This window comes from Novosphingobium sp. AAP93 (genome assembly GCF_001296055.1).
Lineage (GTDB): Bacteria > Pseudomonadota > Alphaproteobacteria > Sphingomonadales > Sphingomonadaceae > Novosphingobium.
Genome location: NZ_LJHZ01000100.1, coordinates 42,473 through 54,931, shown reverse-complemented (window position 1 = coordinate 54,931; position 12,459 = coordinate 42,473). Strand labels below are relative to the sequence as shown.

Sequence of the window (12,459 nt, the reverse complement as noted above, 5' to 3'; positions counted from 1 at the left end):
CTTGCAGGGCATGGCGCAAGCCTACTCCTCCCATTCCGCGTTGCCATCCACGCCCAGCAATTGCCCGGTGATATGGCGCGCGGCGGGGGAGGCGAGGAACAGGACAGTGGCGGCAAGATCCTCCACTGCAATGCGCGTGCGCATCGAGATGAAGCGCAGCAGGTGCCGCTCGAAGGCTTCCGGGTTCTCGCCGCGCTCTGCGGCACCGGCGCGGATAAGCGCATCGAGCCGGGGGTTGTCGATCGCGCCGGGGAGGATGGCGTTGATGCGCACGCCGAAGGGCCCCAGTTCGCGCGCCAGATTGCGCGTCATCGCCTCGAGCGCGCCTTTGGCTGCGATATAGGCGGTGCGTCCGGGCAGGCCGGTGCGGGTGGAGGAGCTCGAAAAGTTGATGATCGCACCGCGCCCGCGCGCCTTCATCTGCGGGATGACTTCGCGGCAGCAGAGGAAGGTGGCGCCGGCAGATCCGGCGATGGTTTCCATGAACTCCTGATAGCCGAGGTCCTCGGCCAGGCCGCGCGGGCCGCCAAGCCCGACGGTGTTGACGAGCACCTCGACCGGGCCGCAGCCGCGCACTTCGGCGAAGAAGCTCGCGACTGCGCCTTCATCCATCACATCGACACAGCGCGCGGTGATGGCGGGGTGGGAGAGCGCTGCAATCGCTTCTTCCGAACGGTCTGCCACGAAGACGCGCCGTCCGCCCTCGGCAAAGGCGAGCGCGGTGGCCCGGCCGACGCTGGTGGCGCCGCCGGTGACGACGACCAGACCGGCATCCTCGGCTTGCTTCTCGCCACCCTGCGATTCCATGCCCTCTCCGAATTTGATCAAAATTGTCTTGGCAGCATTCTTAAACTGGTATAGCAGATATTGCCAGAGACAATCTTCCGGCGCGTACGATGACGCCGGTATGAGCGCAGAACCGGGGAAACGGCAGGGAACGCCATAGCAAGGGAGGAGCGGGGCATGCGCAAGGCGGGCAAAGTGGTGATCACCTGTGCGGTGACCGGCTCGATCCACACGCCGACGATGTCACCCCACTTGCCGATCACGCCCGATCAGATCGTCGAGCAGTCGGTCGAGGCGGCTGAGGCGGGTGCGGCGATCCTCCATCTCCATGCGCGCAATCCGGTCGACGGGCGGCCGACCGCCGATGCCGATGTTTTCATGCAGTTCCTGCCGCGCATCCGCCAGATGACCGACGCGGTGATCAATATCACCACCGGCGGCGGCCCGGGCATGACCATCGACGACCGTCTCGCCGCACCGCGCCGCGCCAGCCCGGAACTCACTTCGCTCAACATGGGCACGATGAACTTCGGCGCGCACGGCCTCGCCGAACGGTACAAGGACTGGAAGTACGATTGGGAGAAGCCCTTCCTCGAAAGCACCCGAAGCGGCTTCCAGAGCAATACCTTCGCGCAGATCGAGCAGATCATCACCGAGTTGCACCACGAACGCAGCACGATGTTCGAGTACGAGTGCTACGACGTCGGCCACCTCTACAACCTCGCGCATTTCCGCGATCGCGGGCTGATCCGCGGGCCGATGCTGATCCAGTGCATCCTCGGCGTTCTCGGCGGGATCGGGCCGCAGTTCAGCCATCTGCTCCACATGAAGGAAACCGCCGACCGCCTGTTCGGCGACGATTACTATCTCTCGTGCTTCGCCATCGGGCGCGACCAGATGCGCTTCCTTGCGATGGGCGCATTGCTTGGCGGCAATGTCCGCGTGGGGCTGGAAGACAGCCTCTATATCGAGCGCGGCCAGTTGGCAGAGAGCAATGCGCAGCAGGTGCGCAAGATCCGCGGCATTCTCGAAAGCCTCGGGCTGGAGATCGCCACACCCGCCGAGGCGCGCGAGATGCTGAGCCTCAAGGGCGGCGACAAGGTGGCGTTCTGATGGCCGAGACCTATCGCGGCGTTGCCTTCCCCTGGCTCTGCGACCAGCAGGGGCATCTGACGACATCGCAGTACATGCTGATGTTCGATGTCGCCTCCTATCACCTGATGGACCTGCTCACGCGCGGCATTGGCGATGATCCGGCGCTGTCGTGGGCGGATGTGCGGCACGAGATCGACTACCGCGCCGAAGTGCCAGCGGGCGCGCTGGTGGTGATCGACAGCATGATCGAGGCGATGGGCACGTCGTCGCTGCGCGCGGTGCACGAGATGCGCTCCACCGACGGCGCACTGATTCATGCGCGGATGCTGGCGGTCTCGGTGCGCTTCGACAAGGCTGCGCGCCGGTCAGCACCGCTCAGCCCGGCGCTGCGCGAGCGCGCGGCGGCGCTGCTTCCGGTTGCGGAGCCCACAGCATGAGCGCCGGGTCAGCGCGCGCCGATCTCGCGGGCGGCACGGCTGCTGCGCTCGATGATTGCCTTCATCGCACTGCGGGCGAAGTCCGGATCGCGCATGCGCACGGCCTCGACGAGACGGCGGTGGAGCACCGTCTGCTCGGCGCGGTAGGCCTGCGCGCTGTCGCCGGTGGTCATGAAGCCGGTCAGCAGCGGGCCGAAGCGCAGCCACAGGTTCTCGATGATCTGGACCAGCTGCGGCGATCCGGTCATCCGGTAGATCGCGAAGTGGAAGGCGAGGTTTGCAGAGAGCTGCGCGCTATCGACCGCGGCAGGGAGATCGAAGGACTCCAGTGCGGCGAGCGCGGCTTCGAGACTGGCGAACGTTTCGCCGGTCGCCGCTTCGGCGGCGCGGGCCGCGGCATGCGGTTCGATCAGCAGGCGCAGTGCGAAGAGTTCCTCGATCTCGGCCGTTTCGAGCAAGGGCACGCGCAGCCGGCCGTTGGGCAGCGCATCGAGCGCGCCTTCGGCGGCGAGGCGCTGCACCGCATCGCGCACCGGCATGGTGCCGACGCCGAGCTCCTCGCAGAGCTTGCGCACGGGGAGCGAGGCACCGGCGGGAAAGCTTCCGAGCATGAGCATCCGCTTGAGATCAAGGTAGACCTTGTCGCGCTGCGTGGCACGGGCCGTGCGCCCTCCGACGGCGTCGTGCTCGGGTCCTTCACTCATCGCGCCCGTCCTTCCCCCACGCCCCACGCGGCGGAGCGGCGCGCTACAAGCACCAGATTTGGGCGCCCGGCGCAAGACCGGCCGCGACAGGGGAGCATGTCGTTCATGGCCCAGCCTATCCTGCAGATCCTGCGCGCGGCGTTGCTGGCGCTGCTCGCCGCATGGGCCGCACCGGCGCTCGCCGTGGAAGGCCCGCCGAGCGATGCGCAGCTCAGCCAGCGCGGGGCGTTCACCGGGATCATCGGCAAGCTGCGCTCGATCCACACCCCGAACGGGATCGATACGCTTGAGCAGGTCGAGATCGGCGGGGTGAAACAGTGGATATCGATCCGCGGACGCGACAAGGCGAACCCGGTGCTGCTCGTGCTCCACGGCGGGCCGGGCACGCCCACGCTGCCGCTCACGTGGGCCTACCAGAACGGCTGGGAAGACTACTTCACCGTGGTCAACTGGGAGCAGCGCGGCGCGGGCAAAAACTGGCAGTCGACCGATGGCGAGAAACTGGCGCCGACGATGTCGCTCGACCGGCTGGTCGACGATGCGGCCGAGGTGATCGGCGCGTTGCGGGGCAAGCTGGGCCAGCGGCGCGTGGTGGTGATGGGCTTTTCCTATGGCACCTGGATCGGCACCGCGCTGGCGCTCAAGCATCCCGAGCTGATCTCGGCCTATGTCGGTGTCGGGCAGGTGTTCGATGATGCCGAGCGCGACGTCTACAACGGCGGGCTTGCCGAGGCGCGCAGGCAGCACAACGAGGCCGCGATCAAGGGGCTTGAGGCGCTGGCGCCCTATCCGAACCCCGATGGCACGATCGACATCACCAAGATCATCGAGGTGCGCAAGTGGGTGAAGGCCGTCGGCGGCGGCTGGTACGGCTGGAGCGATCTGGAGCTGCTCTATCAGCTCCCGGTTCTTTCTCCCGAATATGACGCCAAGGACCTCATGGGCTGGCCGATCGGCAACAGCTGGTTCGGCATGTCGCTGGGCAAGGAACTGAAGGAGGGGCCGCAGCTCGAAAGGCGTGGGCTCGCCTTCAAGATGCCGGTGTTCTTCTTCATGGGGCGGCACGACCTGATGACGCCCTACGTCACCGCGCAGCGCTATTTCGGAAAGCTGAGCGCGCCGGCCAAGACGTTCGTCACCTTCGAGAACGCCTCGCATTTCGTGATGCTCGAGGAGCCGGGGCGCTTTCTCGTCGAGCTGGTCGGCAAGGTCCGGCCGGTCGCCACGGCGCGCGAATGAGGGTGCGCGCGATGTTTCAGCACGGACATTTGAAAACGGGGAGTTCAATCATGCACATGAGGTACCTTTGCGGCACCGCGATCGCGCTGCTCGCCGCCACTGCTCAGCCGGTATTCGCCGCCGATGCCGCCGCATCCGACAGCACCGAGACGAAGGAGCTTCTCGGCAACGAGATCATCGTCACCGCCTCCAAGCGCGAGCAGCGGCTGATCGATGTGCCCGCGAGCATCGTGGCGGTGACCGATGTCGATCTGCGCCGCCGCGGCGCGACCGAATTGCGCGACATTCTGGCCAATACGGCAGGGGTCAACAATCCGTCTGCCGGGGCGCGCAGCCTTGCCAACATCACCATCCGCGGCGTTACCACGGGCACGGTCAGCGGCATTCGCCAGAACACCGTGCAGCAGCTTTATGACGACATTCCGCTTGATCCGACGGCCAACGCCGGCACCACCAACCTGCGCCTGATCGATGTCGAGCGCGTAGAGGTGCTACGCGGGCCGCAGGGGACGCTGTTCGGCTCGGGCTCGCTGGCGGGTGCGCTGCGCTATGTGACGCGCAAGCCCGATGTCGATACCGCCTCGGGCCGGATCGAGGGCTCTGTCTCCTTCACCAAGGACGGCGGGACAAACGGCAGCGGGCAGGCGACGGTCAACATCCCGCTGATCCCTGGCAAGCTGGCGCTGCGCGCTTCTGGCTATGCCTTCGGCGATGCAGGCTGGGTCGACAATCAGCGCACCGGGCGCAAGGACGAGAACGGCTCGGAGACCTACGGCGGCCGCGCCACGCTCCATTGGCAAGCGACCGAGACTTTTCAGGCCGATCTGAGCTGGCTTTACCAGTCGATCTTCGACAAATCGAACGGTGGCAGCAACTATGACGGTCCGGACCACAATCAGGTGACCATCGGCCGTGTCGACACCGCATTCAGGGGCCGCAACTCGATCGTCGGTCTCAATCTCAAGTACGATGCGGGCAGCTTCACGGTCACCTCGCAGAGCACCTACCACGACCGCAAGCTGCGCTACATCAGCCAGAACGGGTACTACTTCCCGCTGGTGACCGGCATTCTTTCCGGCTTCCAGAACGTGCAGGAAGGCTACAGCAGCGATATCTCGCCCAACAACGGCAAGATATTCACGCAGGAAGTGCGCATTGCCTCGAACGGCACCGGGCCGTTCAAGTGGACGGTCGGCGCCTTCTACCTCGATGCCGATATCACTGCCGGACAACAGGCGCGCTCGCCGGGTCTGGTGCCGATCATCGGCGGGGACAACGTCGTCGATCTCAACATCAAGGGCCGCCAGATCGAATATGCCGGGTTCGGTGAGGCGACGTACACGCTGGGCGACAAGATCGACATCTCGGCCGGCGTGCGCGTCTCGCGCGTGACGCTGCGTAACGATGTGCGCACCGGCGGCTTCCTGCCGGTGTTCTCGCTGGCACCCGATTCCTATGTCAACCGGACCTTTAACCAGCGCAACACGCCGGTAACCCCGCACTTCTCGATCACCTGGCGCCCCACGCAGGATCTCAGCCTCTATGCGGCGGCCGCGCGCGGCTACCGGGTGGGCGGGATCAACGTGACGTCGGGCGTGGGCGGTCGCCGCTCGCCCCCGACTTACAGCTCGGACAGCCTGTGGAACTATGAAGTCGGCGTGAAGGGCCGCCTGTTCGACGGGCGCCTCGATTTCGCTCTGGCCGGTTACTACATCGGCTGGAAGGACATCCAGGTCTCGCTCGTCAACAACATTGGCCAGTACACCGGCAACGCGGGCCGCGCGCATCTCTATGGCGTGGAGTTCGAGGGTACGGCGCGGCTGACCGATCACTTCACGCTGGGCGCGGCGTTCAACTTCGCCAGCAACGAGATCGCGCAGCGCACCGAAGGGCTGGGGACGGCGGCGGGCGTCGTGACGGTGGTGCCGGGTGACAAGCTTGCCGCTTCGCCCGAATCGCAGGCCAATGGCTTTGCCGAGTACCGCTTCGAGCTCGGCAAGACCGAGGTCTATGCGCGCCTTGCCGCCCGCTATGTCGGCCCGGCCTATACCGCATTCAACCGCGCCGGTGCCCGCTTCGGCGACTACGGCGCAGCGGACTTGCGCATCGGCGCGGACTTCGGCCGCTTCGAGCTGGTCGGCTTCATCAACAACCTCACCGACTCCGCCGGCAAGACCAGCGCGGGCGACGCCACCTTTGCCGGGCCGGTGCTGCTGAACGAAAAGGTCGCCTTCCGCCTGCAGCCGCGCACGATCGGACTTACGGTGCGGGCGAACTTCTGAGCGGTCGCCGCTTGACCCGGCCCGGCTCTGCTCGGCAGGGTCGGGCCGGGATCGGGACGGGCTCTGTGAGGAAGCGATGACGAACGAGGAATTCCGGGCGCTGGGGCACCGTCTGGTCGATTGGGTGGCGGACTACCGCCGAGATCTGGCCGAGCGCCCGGTCGGCGGCGACTTTGTGCCCGGACGCGTGCGCGCGATGCTGCCGCCACGAGCGCCCGAAACGGGGGGCGGGCTTGAGGCGGCGCTCGCTGCGCTCGATACGGCGGTCCTGCCGAACATGGTCCACTGGCAGCACCCGCGCTATTTCGGGTGGTTTCCAACCGGGGGGCAGGAAGCCGGTGTGCTGGGCGAACTCGTTTCGGCGGTGCTCGGCAGTGTCGGCCTTTCGTGGGAATCCTCGCCCGCGCTGACCGAGGTCGAGGAAGTTGTCACCGGCTGGTGCCGCGAACTGTTCGGCTTGCCCGCAGTCTATCAGGGTGTGATCCAGGACAGCGCCTCGACCGCGACGCTGGTCGCCTTGCTCGCGGCGCGCGAGCGGGCATCGGGCTATGCGCAGTTCGGCGGCGGGCTGCGGGCGCTGGAGCGACCGTTGGTGGTCTACTATGGCGAGAGCAGCCACAGTTCGGTCGAGAAGGCGGCGCTGCTGGCGGGCTTCGGGCGCGACAACCTGCGGAAGATACCCGGCGGCGCGGACGATGCGATGGCGCTCGATGCGCTTGCCGCACAGATCGAGGCGGACATCGCGGCAGGCTGTATGCCTTGCGCAGTTGTGGCTTCCAGTGGATCGACCGGTACACTTGCCTTCGATCCGCTGGAGGAAATTGCGAGCCTCGCCGCGCAGTACGGTATCTGGTTCCATGTCGATGCGGCAATGGCGGGTGCGGCGCTTATCCTGCCCGAATTGCGCGCGCGGTTTGCGGGGATCGAGCTGGCCGATTCCATCGTGATCAATGCGCACAAGTGGCTCGGCGTGCCGTTCGATTGCAGCCTTTACTTCGTGCGCGAGCCCGAGGCGCTGGAGCGGGTCATGTCGACCAATCCCGCCTATCTCCAGTCCGCGCGCGACAGCGAAGTGCGCAACTACCGCGATTGGGGCCTGCCGCTGGGACGCCGCTTCCGGGCATTGAAGCTTTGGTTCGTGCTCGTCGATCTCGGCGCGGAAGGGCTGCGCGCCAAGCTGCGCAAGGATCTGGCGCTGGCCAAAGATCTGGCGGCAAAGGTTGCCGAGGCCCCCGGCTGGCGGCTGGTGCGGCCCTTGCGGCTGCAGACAGTCTGCGTGGTGCATGAGCCGGATGGGCTGACCGGCGATGTGCTTGATGCGCACACGAAGCGCTGGGCGGCAGCTGTCAATGCTTCGGGCGAGGCGTGGCTGTCACCCTCGCAGATCGACGGGCGCTGGTTCGTGCGCGTGTCGATCGGGTCTGAGCGGACCGGGCCGGAAGACGTCGCGCGGGCATGGGCAGCTATGCAGCTCGAAGCCAAACGCAGCGCCGCATTGGCTTGAACCTCAGCGCGGGACGTCGCCGTCCCAGTGCTCGACGATCCGGCCATCCTTCACACGAAACATGTCAAACGCGGTGGTGGTGAAGGGTTTGTCCTGCGGCGTCTTGCCTGGCATCTGCCGCGCGAATGCGAGCACCACGATGTCGCGTTCGGCGGTGATGGAAATGAGACCGCCGCGGATTTCGGCAACCGGTGCCGAAGCGTGGGCATAGGGCGTGAAGAAACGCACAAACCCGGCGCGGCCGGTGGGGACGTTGGGATTGTGCTGGAGGTAATCCTCGGCAAGGAAATCGCCCGCGCGGTCAAGGTTCTGTGCCTCGATCACCACGCGCCAGAAATCGAACACCAGCTTCTTGTTGGAGGCCAGCTGCGGATCCGGACTGGTAAGCATGGCGGCCTGGCTGCCCGCAGGCGCTGCAGCAGGGGGCGGCGACACGGGGTCTGCAGCGAGGGCAGCCGCAGGCATGAGCACGAGCAAGGTGGCTGCCGGAAGCGAGCGGAACAGGCGGGCAGGCATCATCAAGGTCACTCCTCAGGCGAGCGGTGCAGGAAGGATTGTGCCGGTACAGGCGCTGAAGCCGATGGTGCGGTAGCCCTCGCGCCGCGCGGTGCCGCGCAGGGTCAGGCGGTCGCCGTCTTCAAGGAAGGTGCGTGTCTCGCCGCCGGGCAGGGTGATCGGCTCGCGCCCGCCCTTGGTGAGTTCGAGCAGGCTCCCGGCGCCTGCGGGGTCGGGGCCGGAAAGCGTGCCGGTGCCGAGCAGGTCACCCGGCGCGAGATTGCAGCCATTGCTGGTGTGGTGGGTGACAAGCTGCGCCGGAGTCCAGTGCATCGCCGCGCCTGCGGTGCTGCGTGACAGGACATGCGGCGCAGTACCAGCCTCGCGCATTGCGGCGGTTTCGAGCAGGACTTCGAGCTCGATGGCGATCATGCCGTCCGCGGCGTCGGCAGGATCGCGCAAGTAGGGCAGCGGCTGCGGTTCGCCTTCGGCGCGGGGGGAAGGGGGGCAGCGGAAGGGTGCCAAGGCCTCGCGGGTCACCACCCAGGGTGACACGGTCGTGGCGAAGTTCTTGGCGAGAAAGGGGCCGAGCGGCTGGTACTCCCACGCCTGCACATCGCGCGCGGACCAGTCGTTGAGGAGGCATAGGCCGCCGATGCGCTCCCACGCCTCGCTGATCGGCACCGGCGTGCCGAGCGGATTTCTGCCCGCAATCCACAGGCCGAGTTCGAGTTCGTAGTCGAGACGGCGGGTCGGGCCGAAAATGGGTGTTGCCTCGCCCGGCGGGAGGGTCTGGCCGTTGGGGCGGGTCACAGAGGCGCCGGAGGCCTGCACCGAGCTGGCCCGGGCGTGGTAGCCGATCGGCACATGATGGTAGTTCGGCAGCAGCGGATTGTCCGGCCGAAACAGCGCGCCCACCGCGCGGGCGTGATGGATGCCGACGTAGAAATCGGTGTAGTCGCCGATCGCGAAGGGCAGCAGGAGCGTGCAGTCGTCTGCATGGTGCAGGTGCGGTCTGATGACTTGGGTGTGGGCCGCATTGGTCAGCAGCGTAAAGAGGGCATAGCGCAGCGCCAGGCGGGCCGCGAAGGGCAGCGCGAACAGGGCATTGAGGCGCGGTTCGCCGAGCGGTGCGGCCAGTTCGGCAGACAGAAGCGCAGCAATCGCGCGCAGGTCCAGCACTTCGTCGCCGATGGCTGTGCCGATGCGGGGATCAGTGCTGCCCGCTGGAGTAAACACCCCCAGTGGCAGGTTCTGCACCGGAAACGCAGGGTGGTCCCGCGCAGACCCGACCCAGCTTTCCGCCGCCGGGTCGTGGGTGTGGTCGATCATTCGCTCGCACCCGGTTCCTTGTGCAGCCATTCGGCGTGACGCGGCGCGCGCTTGGTCTGGCTCCATTCCTCGAGCATGACAGGGGCGAGCGTTTCCAGTTCCGCGTACTGCGCAGGGGTGCCGATATTGCAGGCGAGTTCCAGCCGGTGGCCGTTGGGATCGAAGAAGTAGATCGAGCGGAAAATGCCGTGGTAGGTCGGCCCGAGCACGTCGATGCCCTCGGCCTCCAGATGCGCCTTCGCCGCATGGAGCGCGGCTTCATCGGCCACTTCGAAGGCGAGGTGCTGAACCCATGCCGGGGTGTTGGGATCCTTGCCCATTTCCGGCTGGTTGGGCAGCTCGAAGAACGCCAGCACATTGCCGCCGCCGCAATCGAGGAAGACATGCATATAGGGATCGTGCTCGCCGGTCGAGGGTACGGTGTCCTCGGCGAAGGCGGTGGTGTAGCGCATGCCCATCACGCGCTCGTACCACGCCACAGTCTCCTTGGCGTCGCGGCACCGGTAGGCGACGTGGTGGATGCGCTGGATCTGCGGGATCATGCGGCGGCTCCTTCCACCTGCAGCACGCCGCGGCGCAGCTGGTCGCGCTCCATCGACTGGAACAATGCGGTGAAATTGCCCTCGCCAAAGCCTTCGTCCTTCTTGCGCTGGATGAACTCGAAGAACACCGGACCGATCTGCGTTTCGGAGAAGATTTGCAGCAGCAGGCGCGGATCGCCCTTCTCGGTTGAGCCATCGAGCAGGATGCCGCGCTTCTGCAGCTCCTCCACCGGCTCGCCGTGGCCGGGGAGGCGTTCATCCAGCATCTCGTAATAGGTCGCGGGCGGCGCGGTCATGAAGGGGGTGCCGAGCGCCTTGAGGCGGTCCCAGGCGCTGAGGAGATCGTCGCACGAGAAGGCGATGTGCTGGATGCCCTCGCCATTGTAGGCGCGCAGGAATTCCTCGATCTGGCCGCCGCCGGCCTTGGCTTCCTCGTTCAGTGGAATGCGGATCTTGCCGTCCGGGGCGGTCATCGCGCGACTGGTGAGGCCGGTATACTCGCCCTTGATGTCGAAGTAGCGGATCTCGCGGAAGTTGAAGATGCGCTCGTAGAACGCCGCCCAATGCGCCATGCGGCCGCCGTAGACGTTGTGGGTGAGGTGATCGATGGTGTGGAAGCCCGCGCCCTTGGGCTGGCGATCCACCCCCGGCAGGTAGACGAAATCGATGTCGTAGATCGAGAGGTCACCCAGCGGCGAGCCTTCGTAACGGTCGATCAGGTAGATGATCGCGCCGCCGATGCCGCGGATGGCGGGTAGGCTCAATTCCATCGGGCCGGTGCGCACTTCGACCGGTTCGGCCCCGCGCTCAAGGGCGACTCGGTAGGCATCGGCCGCGTTGCGCACGCGCCAGCCCATGCCGCAGGCGGAGGGGCCATGCTCGGCGGCGAAATAGGCGGCGGGGCTCTTCGGCTCGTAGTTGGCGATGAGGTTGATGCCGCCCTGCCGCCAAAGCTGCACCGCCTTGGAGCGGTGGTTGGCGATATGGGTGAAGCCCATCGCGGCGAAGACGGGTTCGAGCAGGCCGGGCTGGGGCGCGGAAAATTCGATGAACTCGAAGCCATCGAGGCCCAGCGGATTGTCGAACAGGTCGGTTGTCTTGGCCTCGGCGTTCAACGCATTTCTCCCACGATTCCGGTTGCGGGAGAAGGATAGCGCAAAGGGCATGCGTTGTCCGCGCAAAGTCAGCGCCGCGATACCGCATCCATGCATCAATTTCGCATGAAACGTTGGTGATTGGTGATTTCCGTGCGTCCTTGGCAACTCTGGCTGGAGTTATCGCGCGCCGTTAGTCAGGGCGTGGTCAGCAGCCGTACCATCGCGTCTTCCCAAGCCGTCACCGCCTTTTCGATCTGCGCGCGCGGGACGGCGCGGATCGTCTCCAGCGAGAGGCCGAACATGATCGCGTTGTTGAGCAGGCGCACGGTCTCGACACGCGGGTCATCAGGGCTGATGACCCCCTCGAGAATGCGCGCGAGCAGGCGGCGGACGAAAGCGCTGTGGCGCGAGAGCGTATCGCCGATCGCGTCGGCAAGTTCGGGATCGTCGCGCATCGCAAGCTCGATTTCCATCGCTGCGACGAGTTCCTTGGTGCCGATCAGCGACCACGAGGCCTTGGACAGCGCGAGGAGGCGCGGGAGGCCCTCCGGCACGCCCCGCAGCGCGCGGCGATAGGCGAGGAAGCGCTCGGTGGCGAAGCGGCGCACGACCGCCGCCATGAGGCCCGCCTTGGTCGGATACTGGTGCTGCAGCGCGCCGAGGCTGACACCGGCCGCCTTGGCGATCTGGCTGGTGGTCGCACCAGCATAGCCGACCTGATGCAGCAGTTCGACCGACGAGGAGAGAATCTTGCGCCGAGTCTCGGCGCTGCGCTCACCCTGCGTGCGGCGCGCTGGACGCAGCGCCGGTGCGCTATCGGGCGCAAATGCTAGGGTCTGGCTGTTCACGTTGCGTGCCTTTCCTCCTCCAGGTGCGGGCAGGAGCCTGATGCATATATGCCATACTTAGAGCCAATGCGGAGGCATAACGAAATTTGAGTTGACCG

Annotated in this window: 12 protein-coding genes; 5 read left to right on the top strand and 7 right to left on the bottom strand. The window is 66.3% G+C overall.

The features are described from left to right. Positions 1 to 21: 21 nt before the first annotated feature. Positions 22 to 807, bottom strand: coding sequence for an SDR family oxidoreductase (locus IP83_RS15275; protein ID WP_054123093.1), 786 nt, complete (start codon positions 805 to 807; stop codon positions 22 to 24). Positions 808 to 963: 156 nt separating this feature from the next. Here IP83_RS15275 and IP83_RS15270 point away from each other — a divergent pair, with 156 nt between their 5' ends. After that, the gene (locus IP83_RS15270; RefSeq protein ID WP_054123092.1) at positions 964 to 1,899 is read left to right on the top strand and encodes a 3-keto-5-aminohexanoate cleavage protein; all 936 of its coding nucleotides are present in this window, start codon (positions 964 to 966) and stop codon (positions 1,897 to 1,899) included. Continuing rightward, positions 1,899 to 2,318 carry a thioesterase family protein gene (locus IP83_RS15265; protein ID WP_054123091.1) on the top strand — a complete coding sequence of 140 codons (420 nt, stop codon included), beginning with the start codon at positions 1,899 to 1,901 and terminating at the stop codon, positions 2,316 to 2,318. The genes IP83_RS15270 and IP83_RS15265 overlap by 1 nt, the downstream gene beginning before the upstream one ends. Before the next feature lie 8 nt (positions 2,319 to 2,326). Here IP83_RS15265 and IP83_RS15260 read toward each other — a convergent pair whose 3' ends face one another. After that, the gene (locus IP83_RS15260; RefSeq protein ID WP_054123090.1) at positions 2,327 to 3,022 is read right to left on the bottom strand and encodes a GntR family transcriptional regulator; all 696 of its coding nucleotides are present in this window, start codon (positions 3,020 to 3,022) and stop codon (positions 2,327 to 2,329) included. Between the two features lie 105 nt (positions 3,023 to 3,127). Here IP83_RS15260 and IP83_RS15255 point away from each other — a divergent pair, with 105 nt between their 5' ends. The 3 genes from IP83_RS15255 (at position 3,128) to IP83_RS15245 (ending at position 8,047) form a co-directional block, all read left to right on the top strand. Further along, positions 3,128 to 4,261 (top strand): alpha/beta fold hydrolase, encoded by a 1,134-nt coding sequence (locus IP83_RS15255; protein ID WP_197274395.1) that lies wholly within the window; start codon positions 3,128 to 3,130, stop codon positions 4,259 to 4,261. 50 nt (positions 4,262 to 4,311) lie between these two features. Then, positions 4,312 to 6,543 carry a TonB-dependent receptor gene (locus IP83_RS15250; RefSeq protein ID WP_054123088.1) on the top strand — a complete coding sequence of 744 codons (2,232 nt, stop codon included), beginning with the start codon at positions 4,312 to 4,314 and terminating at the stop codon, positions 6,541 to 6,543. A 76-nt stretch (positions 6,544 to 6,619) separates the two neighbouring features. Then, entirely contained in the window at positions 6,620 to 8,047 is a 1,428-nt protein-coding gene (locus IP83_RS15245; RefSeq protein ID WP_054123087.1) for a pyridoxal-dependent decarboxylase, read from the top strand. Between the two features lie 3 nt (positions 8,048 to 8,050). Here the strand turns inward: IP83_RS15245 and IP83_RS15240 are convergent, their stop codons facing one another. The 5 genes from IP83_RS15240 to IP83_RS15220 form a co-directional block, all read right to left on the bottom strand. Further along, a complete protein-coding gene (locus tag IP83_RS15240; protein WP_054123086.1) occupies positions 8,051 to 8,566 on the bottom strand; it encodes a nuclear transport factor 2 family protein in 516 nt (171 codons plus the stop codon). A 12-nt stretch (positions 8,567 to 8,578) separates the two neighbouring features. After that, positions 8,579 to 9,874, bottom strand: a complete 1,296-nt coding sequence (gene fahA / locus IP83_RS15235) for a fumarylacetoacetase (RefSeq protein WP_054123085.1) — start codon at positions 9,872 to 9,874, stop codon at positions 8,579 to 8,581. After that, positions 9,871 to 10,416, bottom strand: a complete 546-nt coding sequence (locus IP83_RS15230) for a VOC family protein (protein ID WP_054123084.1) — start codon at positions 10,414 to 10,416, stop codon at positions 9,871 to 9,873. The genes fahA and IP83_RS15230 overlap by 4 nt, the downstream gene beginning before the upstream one ends. After that, positions 10,413 to 11,531, bottom strand: a complete 1,119-nt coding sequence (gene hppD / locus IP83_RS15225) for a 4-hydroxyphenylpyruvate dioxygenase (RefSeq protein WP_054123083.1) — start codon at positions 11,529 to 11,531, stop codon at positions 10,413 to 10,415. Before hppD ends, IP83_RS15230 begins: the two co-directional genes overlap by 4 nt. 176 nt (positions 11,532 to 11,707) lie before the next feature. Then, positions 11,708 to 12,361, bottom strand: a complete 654-nt coding sequence (locus tag IP83_RS15220; RefSeq protein WP_054123082.1) for a TetR/AcrR family transcriptional regulator — start codon at positions 12,359 to 12,361, stop codon at positions 11,708 to 11,710. Positions 12,362 to 12,459 lie beyond the last annotated feature (98 nt).